The 15482-nt window shown below is 44.9% G+C and carries 14 protein-coding genes; 10 read left to right on the forward strand and 4 right to left on the reverse strand.

Translation table 11 applies throughout. From position 1 onward, the window contains the following. The first annotated feature begins 333 nt into the window (after nucleotides 1-333). The 6 genes from pdhA to NIASO_RS04380 all read left to right on the forward strand — a co-directional run bounded on the left by pdhA (nucleotide 334) and on the right by NIASO_RS04380 (nucleotide 5655). The gene (pdhA, locus tag NIASO_RS04355) at nucleotides 334-1329 is read left to right on the forward strand and encodes a pyruvate dehydrogenase (acetyl-transferring) E1 component subunit alpha (RefSeq protein ID WP_008583181.1); all 996 of its coding nucleotides are present in this window, start codon (nucleotides 334-336) and stop codon (nucleotides 1327-1329) included. A 24-nt stretch (nucleotides 1330-1353) separates the two neighbouring features. Then, nucleotides 1354-2052: a tetratricopeptide repeat protein gene (locus NIASO_RS04360; RefSeq protein ID WP_008583179.1), complete on the forward strand. Its 699-nt coding sequence runs from the start codon at nucleotides 1354-1356 to the stop codon at nucleotides 2050-2052. Continuing rightward, complete coding sequence (ribH, locus tag NIASO_RS04365) at nucleotides 2052-2528, forward strand: 6,7-dimethyl-8-ribityllumazine synthase (RefSeq protein WP_008583177.1); 477 nt, start codon at nucleotides 2052-2054, stop codon at nucleotides 2526-2528. Before NIASO_RS04360 ends, ribH begins: the two co-directional genes overlap by 1 nt. 138 nt (nucleotides 2529-2666) lie before the next feature. After that, the gene (locus tag NIASO_RS04370; protein WP_008583175.1) at nucleotides 2667-3386 is read left to right on the forward strand and encodes a (Fe-S)-binding protein; all 720 of its coding nucleotides are present in this window, start codon (nucleotides 2667-2669) and stop codon (nucleotides 3384-3386) included. 143 nt (nucleotides 3387-3529) lie between these two features. Continuing rightward, entirely contained in the window at nucleotides 3530-4888 is a 1359-nt protein-coding gene (locus tag NIASO_RS04375; RefSeq protein ID WP_008583173.1) for a TrpB-like pyridoxal phosphate-dependent enzyme, read from the forward strand. Nucleotides 4889-4992: 104 nt separating this feature from the next. Further along, nucleotides 4993-5655: an HAD family hydrolase gene (locus NIASO_RS04380; protein ID WP_008583171.1), complete on the forward strand. Its 663-nt coding sequence runs from the start codon at nucleotides 4993-4995 to the stop codon at nucleotides 5653-5655. Between the two features lie 76 nt (nucleotides 5656-5731). On the opposite strand, the gene NIASO_RS04385 is transcribed toward NIASO_RS04380, so the two are convergent. Next, nucleotides 5732-6622 (reverse strand): DUF72 domain-containing protein, encoded by an 891-nt coding sequence (locus NIASO_RS04385; protein WP_008583169.1) that lies wholly within the window; start codon nucleotides 6620-6622, stop codon nucleotides 5732-5734. Between the two features lie 142 nt (nucleotides 6623-6764). On the opposite strand from NIASO_RS04385, the gene NIASO_RS04390 reads away from it, so the two are divergent. Continuing rightward, nucleotides 6765-8090 carry a Gfo/Idh/MocA family protein gene (locus NIASO_RS04390; protein WP_008583168.1) on the forward strand — a complete coding sequence of 442 codons (1326 nt, stop codon included), beginning with the start codon at nucleotides 6765-6767 and terminating at the stop codon, nucleotides 8088-8090. Between the two features lie 449 nt (nucleotides 8091-8539). Here NIASO_RS04390 and NIASO_RS04395 read toward each other — a convergent pair whose 3' ends face one another. Then, nucleotides 8540-9580, reverse strand: a complete 1041-nt coding sequence (locus NIASO_RS04395) for an NAD(P)/FAD-dependent oxidoreductase (protein WP_025298703.1) — start codon at nucleotides 9578-9580, stop codon at nucleotides 8540-8542. 157 nt (nucleotides 9581-9737) lie between these two features. Between NIASO_RS04395 and NIASO_RS04400 the strand changes: the two genes are divergently transcribed. Both NIASO_RS04400 and NIASO_RS04405 read left to right on the forward strand, forming a co-directional pair. Continuing rightward, nucleotides 9738-10151 (forward strand): EVE domain-containing protein, encoded by a 414-nt coding sequence (locus NIASO_RS04400; protein ID WP_008583164.1) that lies wholly within the window; start codon nucleotides 9738-9740, stop codon nucleotides 10149-10151. A 68-nt stretch (nucleotides 10152-10219) separates the two neighbouring features. Continuing rightward, the gene (locus tag NIASO_RS04405) at nucleotides 10220-11977 is read left to right on the forward strand and encodes an aromatic amino acid hydroxylase (protein WP_008583162.1); all 1758 of its coding nucleotides are present in this window, start codon (nucleotides 10220-10222) and stop codon (nucleotides 11975-11977) included. A gap of 29 nt (nucleotides 11978-12006) precedes the next feature. Here the strand turns inward: NIASO_RS04405 and NIASO_RS04410 are convergent, their stop codons facing one another. Continuing rightward, nucleotides 12007-13044, reverse strand: coding sequence for an aldose epimerase family protein (locus NIASO_RS04410; RefSeq protein ID WP_008583160.1), 1038 nt, complete (start codon nucleotides 13042-13044; stop codon nucleotides 12007-12009). Nucleotides 13045-13080: 36 nt separating this feature from the next. Between NIASO_RS04410 and NIASO_RS04415 the strand changes: the two genes are divergently transcribed. After that, complete coding sequence (locus NIASO_RS04415) at nucleotides 13081-14241, forward strand: galactokinase (protein ID WP_008583158.1); 1161 nt, start codon at nucleotides 13081-13083, stop codon at nucleotides 14239-14241. Nucleotides 14242-14273: 32 nt separating this feature from the next. Here the strand turns inward: NIASO_RS04415 and NIASO_RS04420 are convergent, their stop codons facing one another. Then, the gene (locus NIASO_RS04420; protein WP_008583156.1) at nucleotides 14274-15461 is read right to left on the reverse strand and encodes a glycoside hydrolase family 88 protein; all 1188 of its coding nucleotides are present in this window, start codon (nucleotides 15459-15461) and stop codon (nucleotides 14274-14276) included. Nucleotides 15462-15482: the final 21 nt, after the last annotated feature.

A 15482-nucleotide genomic window follows, 5' to 3' on the forward strand; every position in this document is an offset into this window, starting at 1 on the left:
TGCGCCAGCTTTTACATTTATGCGTTCGCACTGCTGATTCCATACCCACAGGGCAAACGCATATAAATTTTTTAGAGCCGTTGGCTCGATTTGTTTTCGTAAAGCCGTGCTTTAGCGCGGCTTCGTGAACCAAACGCTGAACGAAGTGCCATCGGCACGGTTCTCTACCGTCTTTGGCTACTCTCCAAATGGCTTTAAACCCATTTTTTAACTATCTTTTCGAGGCAACGCCTCTCTATTGGCACTTCTTTTAATTTTGATGCGTTTGACCTGATTCCATACCCCGGAAATCCGAAAATTTCCCTTACATTTGCTACTCAAAATTTTAGACGCGTGGCAACAAAATTTTCAAAAGAAACCTACCTGTATTGGTATGAGCTGATGGAGCTGATTCGCACTTTTGAGCTTACAGCCGAGGAAAAGTATAAAATGGAAGGGAAGATCCGCGGTTTTTTCCACGCCTATGTAGGCCAGGAAGCCATCGCAGCAGGATGTATGACTGCTACTAAACCCGAAGATATTTTTATCACTGCTTATCGTGACCACGGTCTGGCGATTTCAAAAGGTGTTTCTGTAGACAGTTGTATGGCGGAATTGTACGGTAAAGCCACCGGCTGTGCGAAAGGAAAAGGAGGAAGCATGCACTTTTTCGGAAAAGAGCAGCATTTTTTTGGCGGTCATGGTATTGTAGGAGCGCAGATCGGAACCGGAACAGGCCTGGCTTTTGCCGAGCAGTACAAGGGAACCGATAACGTGGTGCTTTGTTTCTTTGGAGATGGTGCCGCCCGTCAGGGGATTTTACATGAATCCTTCAACCTGGCCATGCTGTGGAAGCTACCGGTAATTTATATCTGCGAGAATAACAACTATGCCATGGGTACTTCGGTAGAAAGAACCTCCAATATCCATGACATTTATAAATTAGGCTCCGCTTATGATATGCCCTCGGAAATGGTAGACGGAATGAATCCGGAAATCGTTCATGACGCCGTGGCCAAAGCGGTAAAAAGAGCACGCGAAAAAGGCGGTCCTACCTTATTAGAAATTAAAACTTACCGCTATAAAGGACACTCTATCAGTGATCCGCAGAAATATAGAACCAAGGAAGAAGTAGATGAGTATAAGGCGAAAGATCCTATCAATCAATTAAAAAAATATATCCTGGACAACAAAATTCTTACTGAAGCCCAGGTGAAAGAAATCGATACTCGTTGCGAGGAAGTGGTTGCGGCCTCAGTAAAATTTGCTGAAGAAAGCCCCATCCCGAACGATGATGAGGTATTAAAAGATGTATATGTGGATCAGAACTATCCATTTATCGTAGATTAAAACTAACAATTAATATATATTAAAATGACGGATAAGCGTAGCATAGGTACTGTAAATGAGCATAATGCAGGATCTGACGCAATGGACAACTTGAAAGTATTCTGGCTGCAATATGGAAAAAAAGTCAGCCTTGTTTTGGGAGCCGTGGTAGTAGTGGTTGCCGGCTATATGCTTTATAAATCATTTGTACAGAAGCCCAAGATCGAGGAAGCCCTGGATAAAGGATTTAAAGCTGAAGAATATTACAGGAAAGACTCTTTTAACCTGGCATTGAACGGTGATGGTGTAAATCCCGGGTTTGTTGCCATCGCTAATAAATACAGCGGTACCCCCATGGGCAACCTGGCAAATTTTTATGCAGGTGTTTGTTATATTAAGCTGAATCAGAATGATAAAGCCGTAAAACATCTTAACGAATTCAAGTCTGATTCCAAACAAGTACAACAGCGGGCTTACAAATTATTGGGCGATGCTTATGGCGACCTGGGCAATGGGGCCAAAGCGTTGGAAAATTATAAGAAAGCGGCCACCGAATTCGAATCAGATCAGATGGCATCGGCTGATGCACTGTTCAGTGCTGCTTACCTTGCGCAACATATATTGAATGACAAAAAGCAGGCGATAGACCTGTACACCCAGTTAAAACAAAAATACCCGCGTACCCAACAAGGTTTTGACGCCGATAAATACCTGGCGCAACTGGGGGTATATAATGTAAACTAATGGCAACACAAGGAAACAGTTCTTTATACACTATTGATGCGGGCATTCTTAAAACGGATGCCTGTGTTGTTTTGGTGAAAACAGAATGGAACGCTCCAATAGTGGACGCGCTCGAAGAAGGTTGTAAACGTGTCTTTGAACAGTACAAAGTACAATATCAGACATTGATCGTTCCCGGGGCAGTGGAGCTGCCGTTTGCGATCAAGCGTCATTGGACACGCACGCATGCCCAGGGCGGACCAGATGCCTTTATAGCGTTGGGCTGTGTGATAAAGGGCGACACTCCACATTTTGATTATGTGTGCGATACAGTCACCCAGGGAGTATTACAGCTAAACCTGTCGCTGCCGGTGCCTACTATTTTTGGCGTACTCACGGTTAATACCGAAGTGCAGGCACGGGAACGTATCGGAGGGGTGCACGGGCACAAAGGGGAGGAGGCCGCCATTACGGCTATAAAGATGATCAATTCTTAAATGAGGGATACTGGTCACTGGATGCTTGATCCTGGATCGACAACCATCAACATCAGGAATCCAATATCCAGTATCTAGTATCGAGCATCCAAAATCTGCCAGGCGATTAAAGAATTTAAAGTAAATCCGCAGAATAAAATGAACGTACAGCTATTTATACCCTGTTTTGTAGACCAGCTTTATCCGCAGACCGGCTTTAATATGATAAAAGTGCTGGAAAAGTTTGGATGCACCGTTTCTTATAACGCGGAGCAAACCTGTTGCGGGCAGCCGGCTTTTAATGCAGGCTTCTGGGAAGAATCAAAAGCCGTATGTTCAAAGTTTCTGAATGATTTCAGCGGAGCTGATTATGTGGTAGCGCCCAGTGCAAGCTGCGTAGGCTTTGTACGAAATTATTATCCCAAATTGTTCGACAATTCTTCTGTGCACAATGAAGTTAAAGCGCTCGGCGCCCGGATCTATGAGTTCTCAGATTTTCTTATCAATGTTTTAAAAATAGCCGATACCGGTGCTACATTAAGAGGCAATGCCACCTATCATGACAGTTGCGCTGCCCTGCGGGAATGTAAAATAAAATCGGAGCCCAGAACCTTGCTTTCCCATGTGCGCGGTCTGATAGTAAATGAAATGAACGATGTGGAAACCTGCTGTGGCTTTGGCGGCACTTTTGCCGTAAAATTTCCCGGCATCTCCATCAATATGGGTGAACAAAAAGTGGAGAATGCCATCGCCACTGGTGCCGAATATCTGATCAGCACCGACCTTTCCTGCCTGATGCATTTACAGGGCTATATCGACAATAAAAAATATGCTATAAAAACCATGCACCTCGCTGACGTACTGGCTAGTGGATGGTAAAAGAATCAGACCTGTGAGGTTTTGGTAAACCACACGGGTCTGGCTGTTATTTCCCATTTTCAATAATATGTGTTTTCGGATTAATTATATAGCAGAATTGCTTTATATTTAGTTCTCTTGATTTTATTAAAACGCAATTTAAAATGGAAAAGAAAATTCTTTTGAACGAGAAGGACATGCCTACTCAATGGTATAACATCATTGCCGACATGCCCAATAAGCCCCTGCCGCCGCTGCACCCCCAAACCAAACAACCCATCAGCGGTGAAGATCTGGCGCCTTTGTTTCCCATGGAGCTGATCCAGCAAGAGGTTTCTGCAGAACGATATATTGATATTCCCGAGGAGGTGCAGGAAGCCTATCGTATCTGGCGGCCGACGCCACTCATCAGGGCTACAGAACTGGAAAAAGCACTGCAAACAGATTGCAAAATTTATTACAAATATGAGGGCACCAGTCCCAGCGGTTCGCATAAACCCAATACGGCCATTCCCCAGGCTTATTATAATAAAAAGGCAGGTGTAAAACGGATCATCACTGAAACCGGAGCCGGACAATGGGGCACGGCGCTTAGTTTTGCCTGCAGCCATTTCGGTATCGATTGTGAAGTGTACATGGTGCGCATCAGCTATGATCAAAAACCGTATCGTAAAATACTGATGAATACTTTTGGGGCTAAAGTTTATGCCTCGCCCAGCACCAATACCCAGGCCGGGAAAAACGCCCTGGAGGCCAATCCCAATACACCCGGGAGCCTGGGACTTGCAATATCCGAAGCCATTGAAATAGCTGCAGGGGATGCCGATACCAAGTATTCATTAGGCTCTGTATTGAATCATGTGCTGTTACATCAAACCATCATCGGGCAGGAAGCAAAGAAACAATTGGAATATACCGGTGATTACCCGGATGTGATCATTGCGCCGTTAGGCGGCGGCTCCAACTTCGCCGGACTTTCTTTTCCGTTTATAAAAGATAAAATTTCAGGCAAGCAAATGCGTTGTGTTGCGGTAGAACCGGCGTCCTGTCCCAAATTGACCAAAGGAAAATTCATGTACGATTTTGGCGATACGCAGGGGTACACTCCCTTATTGCCGATGTATACATTGGGGCATACCTTCACACCCGCGGCCATACATGCAGGGGGATTGCGTTATCATGGCGCCAGCGTATTGTGCAGTCAACTGCTAAAAGACGGACTAATTGAAGCCAATGCCATCCAGCAACTGGAATGCTTTGAAGCCGGTATTTTGTTCGCCAAAGCTGAAGGCATTGTTCCGGCGCCGGAAGCGAATCATGGTATTGCCCAGGTAATACGCGAAGTGAACCGGGCTAAGGAAGAAGGTGTAAAAAAGACGATCCTGTTCAATTTATGTGGGCATGGCTTTGTGGATATGGCAGCCTACCAGGATTATTTCGCAGGCAAACTGGTGAATCATTCTTTTACTGATGAAGAATTAACCGGTGCCCTTAAAGATATTGAGGCGCTGCAGCCGCAGTAAAAAGGTTATGTTATTTTTTATCCGGGCGGTCTTTTGCTTTATGGAAGACCGCCTTTTGATAATCAGGCTACCTGTAGGTCGGCTTCCGTTTTAAAAGACATTATATGAAATATAAGCACATTATTTTTGATCTGGATGGGACCTTAATTGATACGGAAGCAACGGTATTAAATTCTTTAAAAGAAACACTAAAAGAAACTCAAAACATAGATTATACATTAGAAGATTTAAATTTTGCACTGGGGATACCCGGAGCAACAGCGCTTCAACAACTTAAAATCGATAACATAGAAAAAGTCTTATCCGTTTGGCAACAAAAATTCAAAATTCATTTTTCAAAAGTTCAATTATTTCCAGGTATTAAAGAGCTGCTTTTTGCTATAAAAGAAAAAAATATAAAAACAGGCGTGCTAACCTCCAAAACCAGATTAGAGTATATAGAAGACTTTATTCCATTTGGCTTAGGGGATAAAATTGATATTTCCTTATCTATTGATGATTACAAAGTGCCCAAACCATCATCAACAGGAATGGATCTCTACTTAAAGCAGGCAGGCATTAAAGCCAGCGAGGCATTGTATATCGGCGACACCCTATATGATTATCAATGCGCCAGGGATGCCGGTGTCGATTTCGGTTTGGCAGTTTGGGGTTGTAAAAAATTGGAAGGCATAAATGCAAAATACTTTTTTCTATCCCCTGAAGATATAGATCAGCTTATAAAAAGCAAATCAGAACTGGAAGAAGGATTGGCAAACAATGGTTGAATGAAAGGCCGGCGGTTGTAATGAAGTAACCGAGTAAAAGATTCCGGTCATTTCTTCGCAATCTTACTGTCGCCCTTTAAAACAATGTTCCCTGTTCACCCGCTTTATCGGGGATCTTTAATGAGAGACCAAAAGTTTCGTTCATCGAACGGATAAAATGCGCGGCAAGCAAGGGCGAATCCAGTTCCACATTCTGGTGCACAAAAAAATACAATTTTTGCAGGCCTTCGTTCCTCCATTTTTTAATACGTCCTATCCAGTCGTTCAACCGGTTTATATCGGTAGGGTGGTTGGCTCCAACAAAGCGGACAAATGCCACGGGGCTGGTAAGCCGCATGTGAAGCATATCCCGGCGCCCGGCGGTATCTACAATAATGTTAGAGAAGCTATGGGCTTCCAATAATGTTGTGAACCGTTTATTTACCTGCCTGTTGGCAAACCATTGTTCGTTGCGTACTTCAACAGCCAGCGGAATGCCCGCAGGAAAATGATTCAAAGTTGTTTCCAACCGGTTAAGATCTTTGGGCGTAAAATTATCGTGCACCTGTAAAAAGGCCATCCCCAGCCGGTCTTCAAAATTGCTGATGGCATTACAAAAGGTTTCCACTTCGGACTGCACTTCAATCAGGCGTTTATAATGGCTGATCGTATTCGTAAGCTTAGGGAAGAATTTAAACCCTTCAGGTGTTTTATGCTTCCAGGTCTCCACCTGTTTCCAGTCGGGCATTTTATAAAAAGTAGCATTCAGCTCAATGCAATTAAATTGCCTGGAATAATACTGAAGCTCATCTTTGGTTCCCTTCGGATAAAAGCCCTGCAGGTCGGTGCGGTTCCACTTGGCACAGCCAACATATACTTCAAAATCCGGTCCTTTTGTGTTAGTACCCAGTACCCATGCCGTTTCCGGGTCATCCCCAGGCAGAGAAAAATCAATGGCTCCGGGGTTATCAACTTTTCCGAATTTCATTTTTGTTTGGAAAGATAACTATTAACTATTCAGGAATCAATTCCGTTTATTCAAATCAACCTGAAAAACAATTCCCCCGGCAATGCATCTCTGGTTTAATTATCTTATTTTTGAATACCTCACAAAAGCACAACGATAATATATGAAAAGAAGAAGTTTTATAAAGACAACCGCTGCCGGATCCATAGCATTCCTGTTACCCTTCCCATCATGGGCATCGGGCAACGCCAATAAATTAAGAGTGGCCCAGGTAGGCGTGGGCAGCATGGGAGCTAACGACCTGGCAGCTATTGCCGCACACGCCGCTGTAGAGATTGTGGCGCTTTGCGATGTAGACAAAAATAATCTTAGCAAGGCCAGTGCACTGCATACCGGTGCACGCACCTTTTCAGATTACAAGGAAATGTTCAAAACGATGGGGCATGAAATTGATGCGGTAGTGGTGTCTACCCCCGATCATATACATGCGCCCGTGTCACTGCTGGCCATGGAGCACAACAAGCATGTATACTGCCAGAAGCCGCTCACCCATTACATTGCGGAATCAAGGAAAATGGAAGCAGTGGCTACACAAAAAAAATTAGTGACGCAAATGGGCATCCAGGTCCATTCATTTTACGATTATAAACTAGCCACCCTGCTCATCCGGAAGGGTATTATCGGGAAGGTAAAGAAAGTCATTGCCTGGTCGCCTAAAGTGTGGGGATATGATGGCGCAGAACCGCAGGGCAGCGATCCTGTGCCGGCATCGCTCGACTGGGACAAATGGTTGGGCACTGCTAAAAAAAGACCTTATAAAGAAGGATTCTATCACCCCAGCAACTGGAGAAAATGCATTGATTACGGCTGCGGTACGCTGGGGGATATGGGCGTTCATATTTTTGACACCCCTTACAATGCATTAAAATTAACGGTGCCGCTGAGCGTTAAGAATGAATGCCGCGCCCCCAACAGCTTTGGCCATCCTGAAAAAAATCATGTAACTTATGTGTTTCCGGGCACCGCTTACACCGCAGACAACCTCGAGTGGGTATGGTATGATGGTAAGTGCGCGCCGGAGCCCCAGGCCGACCTGCAGCTACCCGGTGGTGCAACGCTGCCGGATCAGGGGGCTATGTTCATTGGAGAAAATGGGAAACGTCTCCTATTGCCGCATTTTATGCAACTGCCCAAATTGATCGTTAATGATCAATACGAAAATATTGATGTTGCGAAATACGACCCCGATGGTGCCGCAGGAAAGCCCGTTACCAACTATGATGCGGAATCGCTCAAACATTATCACCAGTTTGTAGATACCTGCCTGGGAAAAGCAAAATGCAGTGCACCTTTTGCCTACTCCGCCAAACTTACCGAAGTAATTCTCCTGGGAGTGATTGCCGCGCGATTCCCCAATGAAACCCTGCACTGGGATAATAAAAGCGCGCGGTTTAAAGAAGCGAAAGCGAATAAGTTTATTTCAGGCTGAGCTAAATAAAAACAACAACGAAATACCATTTTTATTTTTTACCACATAGATAGGTAGCCTGCTATTACAAAAAAGGGAACATTGACCGGTTGGTGCCATAATAAACCGGCATCAAAATTATTTTTAAGGGGTGTACCCATGGCACACCAAATGATCTGCGGCCTTAACAAGCCTACCAACCGGTTGTTCCGATGGAACAAAATGACCGAAACGTTTCCCGATGCCTTGTATTAGAAAATTGTTAAATAATGCCTTCGGCATTACCCATTTTTAGAACTGTATATTATGATGATTAAACGTGCCGCGTAGCGGCTACCCATTGAAAGGAATTGTGTTAATTGTGATTGCGGTTCAGTATCAACAATGATTTTGACGCTAACCCGCTCTTTTCATGCGGTTATGCCCTTTTCGGTCTTATTGATTCACTATTCACCATTGCCTATTCACTTCTAACCCTTCCGCATCAGCTCCGCCACGGTTCTTCCCACCACCGGCGCCAGTGCCACACCCATGCCGCCCAGGCGCAGTGCGCAAAAACTACGCGTTGTCAATTGTTCTACTATCGGCATTTTCTCATTGCCCATGGCCATGATGCCGGCCCAGCGTTGTTCAATTTGCGGTTGTTGCCCCGGCAGCACTACGGTCGATAAAAACCGCTCTAATGCCTGCTGGATGGGGAGCGTGGGAAACGCATCCAATGTATATTCGGTTTGAAAGGACGTATTGCGGGCGCCCCCCAACAAAATCCGGTCGCCCATATTCCTGAAATAATAATAGCCTTCTTCACAATGAAAGGTGCCATTAAATTTGAGATCAGGGACCGGTGCGGTAAGCAATATTTGTCCGCGTGCCGGCACCAGATCAACTTGGGGCAATAGCTGCGCACTAAAAGCATTGGTGCAGTATACGATCTGAGTGGCATACAGATCCGGACCATTCTGTGTAACAAGCCGGACCCGATTGGACCTTTCATCCACTTCCTTTATTTCCGTGGCAAATAAAAACTGAACCCCGGTTCTAACGGCAAGCTGCCAGAGGCTATTGAGTAATTTACCTGAATGCAGGCTGCCTTCAAAGCGGTTTTCAATTAAATGGGAGATACCGCCAAATCCAAACGATTCGATCTTATCATCGGCAAGTGTAAAAGTATCTGGTGAGCCCGTTATTAAATAAAGCCATTCGTTCAAAACACTGAGCCGGGCCAGCTTTTGTTCGTCTGCCAGCAATTCATATCCTTTGCAAATAGTAAAATCAATAGGTGCAGCCGCAAGAATTTTTTGTATGATACGCAGCCCTTCAAAACGCATGCTGACCAACTGCAATGCTTTCTCACTTCCCATAGAATCAATATCTGCCAATATCTCCGTGGCGCTTCCAAAACAAGCGAATCCGGCATTACGCAGGGAGGCACCCGCAGGAGTAACGCCGCGCTCCACAACTGTTATTTTCTTAGAAGGAAATAGCTGACGCAGGTAGAGCGCCGTCCACAACCCGGTAAAGCCGGCTCCGATGATGATGATATCCTGCAGCGCATAGAACGTTTCCTGTTCCCAAATACTTATCTGTTGCGTATAATTACTGATAGTTCGCTATTTTTATTCTTAAAAGTACAAATTCTACATTCATCATTTAAAATTCATAATTCTTATGGCCTACTGGCTCATTAAATCGGAACCCTTCAAATACAGCTACGATCAACTGGTGAAAGATAAGAAAACCGTGTGGGACGGGGTGCGTAACTATGCAGCCCGCCTGAACCTGCGCGCTATGAAAAAAGGAGATTTGGCTTTTTTTTATCATAGTAATGAAGGCGTTGCCATCGTGGGCATTGCAAAAATTGTTAAAGAGGCCTTCCAGGATCCCACCACAACGGATGAACGATGGGTGGCAGTAGAAGTAGCGCCCTATAAAAAATTAAAAAAAGAGATTACACTGGCGGAGCTAAAAGAAATTCCTTCTTTAAAAAATATGGACCTGGTGCGACTCGGGCGTTTATCCGTACAAACGGTAAAACCAGAAGAGTGGGAGCTGGTGTTAAAAATGGCCGGCGAAAAAGTATAAGGGTCAAATTTTAATGGCGGCGCCTCATATATTTTCATTAACTTACAACCGTTAGTTTTTAAAAGTATATGAACAATTACAGTAACAATCTGATTGATAAACTTCCCCATCATTTAAAGCAATATATTGTTGAGCAACATTATGAGCATTACACATCCGTTGACCATGCGGTATGGCGTTATGTAATGCGGCAGAACTACCGGTACCTGAAGGACGTTGCTTATTATCCCTATATCCCCGGACTGAAAAAAGCGGGGTTAACCATTGAACACATTCCTGATCTGCAAACGATGAACGATCATCTGAAACAGATCGGCTGGGGAGCTGTTACAGTCAACGGCTTTATACCCTCACAGGCGTTTATGGAGTTCCAGGCCTACCGGGTTTTAATTGTGGCTGCAGATATCCGTCAGATCGAACATATCGAATACACACCAGCCCCGGATATTATTCATGAGTCAGCCGGGCATGCGCCCATTATCGGCGAGCCGGAATACGCGGCCTATCTGCAATTTACCGGTGAAGTGGGGACTAAGGCCATGCTGTCAAAAAAAGATCAGGAACTTTTTGAGGCAATACGAAAGCTGGCGGTTTTAAAAGAACTGGCTGGGACTTCCGAACGGGCGATCAAAACGGCAGAAGAAGCGCTACGCCATATTCAACAAAATATGGGCGCGCCTTCAGAAATGGCGCTGCTGGCGCGGTTGCACTGGTGGACGGTGGAGTATGGCCTCATTGGCACTTTGGAAGACCATAAAATTTACGGAGCGGGATTGCTCTCGTCCATCGGCGAGAGTGTTAGCTGCATGCAGCCGGAAGTGAAAAAGATACTTTATACAATTGACGCGGTCAATTACCCATACGATATTACCAAACCGCAGCCGCAGCTTTTTGTGACACCCGATTTTCAAAACCTGGTGCAGGTGCTGGGCGCATTTGCGGATACCTTGTCTTACAGAAAGGGGGGAAGTGAAAGCATACAAAAAGCAATTGATTGCGGCCTGGTATGTACCGCCGTTTACAGTTCGGGGTTGCAGGTGTCAGGGGTTTTCGCAGCTACGGAAATAGATGAGCTGACCTATATTCAGACAACCGGACCAACCGCACTTGCTTTTGCGGATAAAGAAGTAAGCGGCCATAGTAAACAGGTCCATCAAAAAGGATTTGGGTCACCGGTGGGGAAGCTTAAAGATTATGATCTTCCGCTGGAAACATTTACTATTGAGGCTTTAAAAAATAGCGGCGTAGAAAAAGAAAAAAACGCTGTGTTGCGCTTCCAAAGCGGCATTGAGGTTTCAGGAAGAGTAGTGGATCTACTTATATACGATGAAAAACCAGTGCTTATCAGTTTTATTGATTGCACCGTTACGGATACAATCAGCGGAAGGCGGCTGTTTGAACCGGAATGGGGGAAATATGATATGGCCGTTGGTGAAAAAATAGTCTCTGTTTTCTCCGGTGCTGCTGATAAAGATGCCTATGAGCAGATCACCATCATTCCCAAAGAAATGCCGCGGTCCAAATACACTAAAGAAACACTGCGATTACACGCTTTATATCAGCAGGTGCGTGCTATCCGGGAAGGCCGTGAAGCAGAAAGCGCTCTTGCAGCCATCTGGCAGGAGCTGCAGCAAAAATATGAACAGGACTGGCTTTGCCCGTTGGAGCTGCTGGAGATCTTAAAAGACAGATCGATCAATTCCGAAATGCAAAAGGAGATTGAAGGACACCTGCAAAAAATGAAAGCCGATCATGAAGAGCTTTCAAAATTAATTGAAGACGGGTTGCATACGCTAGGCCATATTGAATTGTTGCCGGGGCGTTAACTATACAAACCTGTGAGGTTTTAGAAACCTCACAGGTTTGTAAACTTATAAATCGTTTTAGTATAATATTCTTCCCCCGGCTTCAGCACGGTATTTGGAAACGAAGGAATCGTGATAGCATTCGGGTGCACTTGTGTTTCAAAACAGAACGCGGAAAAAGCAGTGTAGGGCTGTCCATTTTTGCCGGTAATATCGGGTGAACCATAGCTGTTATATAAATGCACCACCGGTTCTGTAGTATATACTTCCAGTTTTACATCTTCTTCATCGCACCAGGCTTCGGCAGCCACCTGTTCAATACCCCGTTTATCTAACGGAAAGCTGATATCAATCCCTTTTTCGGGATGTTCAATATTGCCCGTCTCCTGGTATGCGCTGAAATCATTCCGCGTTCCCTTTACAGGCAGCACCCTTCCGGTGGTACAATAATTTCCATCCTGCTCAAGATAATGGGAGGCATGAACTTTTAAATGATGCATATCGATCCTGCCTTTCCCGTTATTCAGGTTAAAATAGCTGTGGTGGGTTAAATTCACCGCAGTTGGTGCATCTGTAGTAGCTTTGTACTCATAGCTGAACTCATTGGCTTCATTTAATGAAAAAATGATCTGGACGGTAAGGTTGCCGGGGAAACCTTCTTCGCCATCAGGACTTACATATTGTAATACTACCTGCCCATTGTTTACGGTAATTTTATCCCACACTTTTTTATCAAACCCTTCCACACCGCCGTGTAACTGACAGCCGGAGCCGGAGCCCTGCAGCGCATATTCTTTTCCTTCAATGGTAATTGCTGATCCCTTAATGCGGTTCGCATACCGGCCAATAGCAGCACCATAGTAAGGGTAATTTTTCAGATAAGCGTCTGACCAATATTGCTGCGGTTCATCAAAGCCTAAAACAACATCATTAAAACTTCCATCCGATTTCCGTATTTTTATCGACATAATAATGGCGCCGTAATTGGTTACCTTAACTTCAGTTCCCGCGCTGTTCTTTAATGTAAATACATAAACACTTTTTCTATTAGGATGCTGCGCGGCAAGCTGCTCAGTAATTTCAATCATGAAGAATTGATTTTTGATAAAAATAATACTATTGTTATGACGATTAGTGAATTGCAAAAAGAATTTGAAAAAATTTATAATAAACAGACAGAGCATATTTTTTTCTGTCCTGGCCGTGTAAACCTGATCGGGGAGCACATTGACTATAATGGCGGACAGGTAATGCCCTGTGCTATTTCTTTAGGTACGACTTTGCTTATTGCGAAGAACGACGCCAATATTTTTCGCTTTCATGCCGTTGATTTCCCTGAAGCCGCTACCCTCGAACTCAATAAGAACGGCTATACAAAATCGGGGCCTGAATGGTATAATTACCCGGTTGGTGTGTTGCATGAAATGCAGCAGAAAGGTATTGCGCTTACCGGGCTTGATTTTCTTTTTTCCGGGAATCTGCCTGTTGGCTCGGGGCTCTCATCCAGCGCTTCCATTGAGGTATTAACGGCTTACGCAATTAATACTATGTTTAACGGAGCACTGTCAAATACAGATTTGGCGATACTGGGAAAGAAAGTGGAAAATGATTTTATGGGACTGAACAGTGGCATCATGGATCAGTTCGCCGTAGCGATGGGGAAGGAAGGGCAGGCCATTTTGTTGAATACTGGTACGTTGGACTATGAATACCTGCCTTTTGAGATCGGGGATTACGTGCTGGCTATTGTTAACAGCAATAAACCCCGCAAGCTGGTGGAGTCGAAGTACAATGAACGGTTTAATGAATGCCGGGCGGCGCTAAAGAAACTGCAGGAAAAATTTGCGGTGCAGCACCTGACTGATATCAGCAGCGTTGAATTTGAAGAAAGCAAACAGCTTTTGGGCGACCCGGTGCTGGAAAAGCGCGCCCTCCACGTGATCACTGAGAACGACCGGGTAAAAAAAGCGAAGGACGCATTAGTGAAAAAAGATATTAAAACGTTTGGGGAGCTAATGTATGCTTCGCATGATTCCTTACAACATCTTTATGAAGTATCGGGTGCTGAGCTGGACGCCATTGTTGATTTTTGCCGGACTTATAAAGACTGCATTGGTGCCCGCATGACGGGCGCGGGTTTTGGAGGTTGCGCCATCGCCCTGATAAAAAAAGATTGTTTTGACGATTTTGCTGAAAAAGTATCGGCAGATTATGAGGCGCGGATTGGCTATAAGCCAGGCGTTTTCTCCTCAATAATTGCTGAAGGGGTAAGGACGATTAAATAAGAGACCTGTGAGGTTTTTAAACCTCACAGGTCTTATTTTAGTACCCACTGTTTATACCTATCTAAGGCTTCCATAAAATAATAATCAGCATAACTAAGGGAAACATTTACTTCTGATTTTGAAGGAAGATTTCCCACACTTTGCGTAAGTATAAAACCCTTGCTGCCACCGGGTTTCGACCGGTAGGTAGTTGATAATGCCTTAAGGATAGTGGTGGCATCGCTTATATAGGCTGTTTTTTGTTTTGCATTGCTGTATTGCGCCAGTTCCAGCAGGGCGGAAGCCATTACCGCGGCGGCAGAAACATCCCGTGGCGCATGGGGAATATCCAGTGCATCAAAATCCCAATACGGCACTTTATCAGCCGGCAGATGTGGATTGGTCAGGATAAAGGCGGCAATCTTATGCGCCTGTGCCAGGTATTCCGGCTTTTTTGTAAACCGGTACATCATGGTATAGCCGTAAAGCCCCCAGGCCTGGCCGCGCGACCAGGCAGAGGCATCTGCATAACCCTGGTGGGTGACTCTTTTTAATACGGCCCCGGTGGCAGTATCATAATCCACCACGTGATAACTGCTGCCGTCCGGTCTGAAATGATTCTTCAGCGTAGTATTCGCATGGTTTTCGGCAACTTCTGCCAGGTATTTTGTACCACCGTTTCCTGATGCCCATTCCAACAACTCCAGGTTCATCATATTATCAATGATCACGGGAGCATTGAACTTTTTACTTTTATTCCAGGATTGAATGGCGTGCATTCCCCGCCGGTAGCGCTTTGTAGCCGTTTGCGCCGCGGTCAGAAGTACGTCTTTATAATGCGAATCTTTAGTGAGTTGATAAGCGGTACCAAAGCTGCAATTGATCATAAACCCGATATCATGATTGCCGGTATAATATTTCATCGGCTCTTCGATGGTCAATCTTTTTTTTGCTTCGGCAAGAATCTGAGGGTCTTTTGTTGCCTTGTATATCAGCCACAACGTTCCCGGGTAGAACCCGCTCGTCCACCAGTCAACACCTGAAGCATTCAGTTGGTCCTTTGCCGGATCGTAGTTTTGCGGCATTTTGTCTACCGGCACCTTTTGCATCAGTAGTTTATATTGTGCAGCGGCAAATGCTTCATCTTCCTTTATCAGGGCACGCATGTTTTGCTGGGCGTCGCTCACAAATACGGATAAAAGCAACCCGGCTACAATCGTCAATCGTAGAATAGGCTTCATTGAAATTGGTTGTTAGGCTAG

The sequence above is a fragment of the Niabella soli DSM 19437 genome, assembly GCF_000243115.2.
GTDB classification, from domain to species: domain Bacteria; phylum Bacteroidota; class Bacteroidia; order Chitinophagales; family Chitinophagaceae; genus Niabella; species Niabella soli.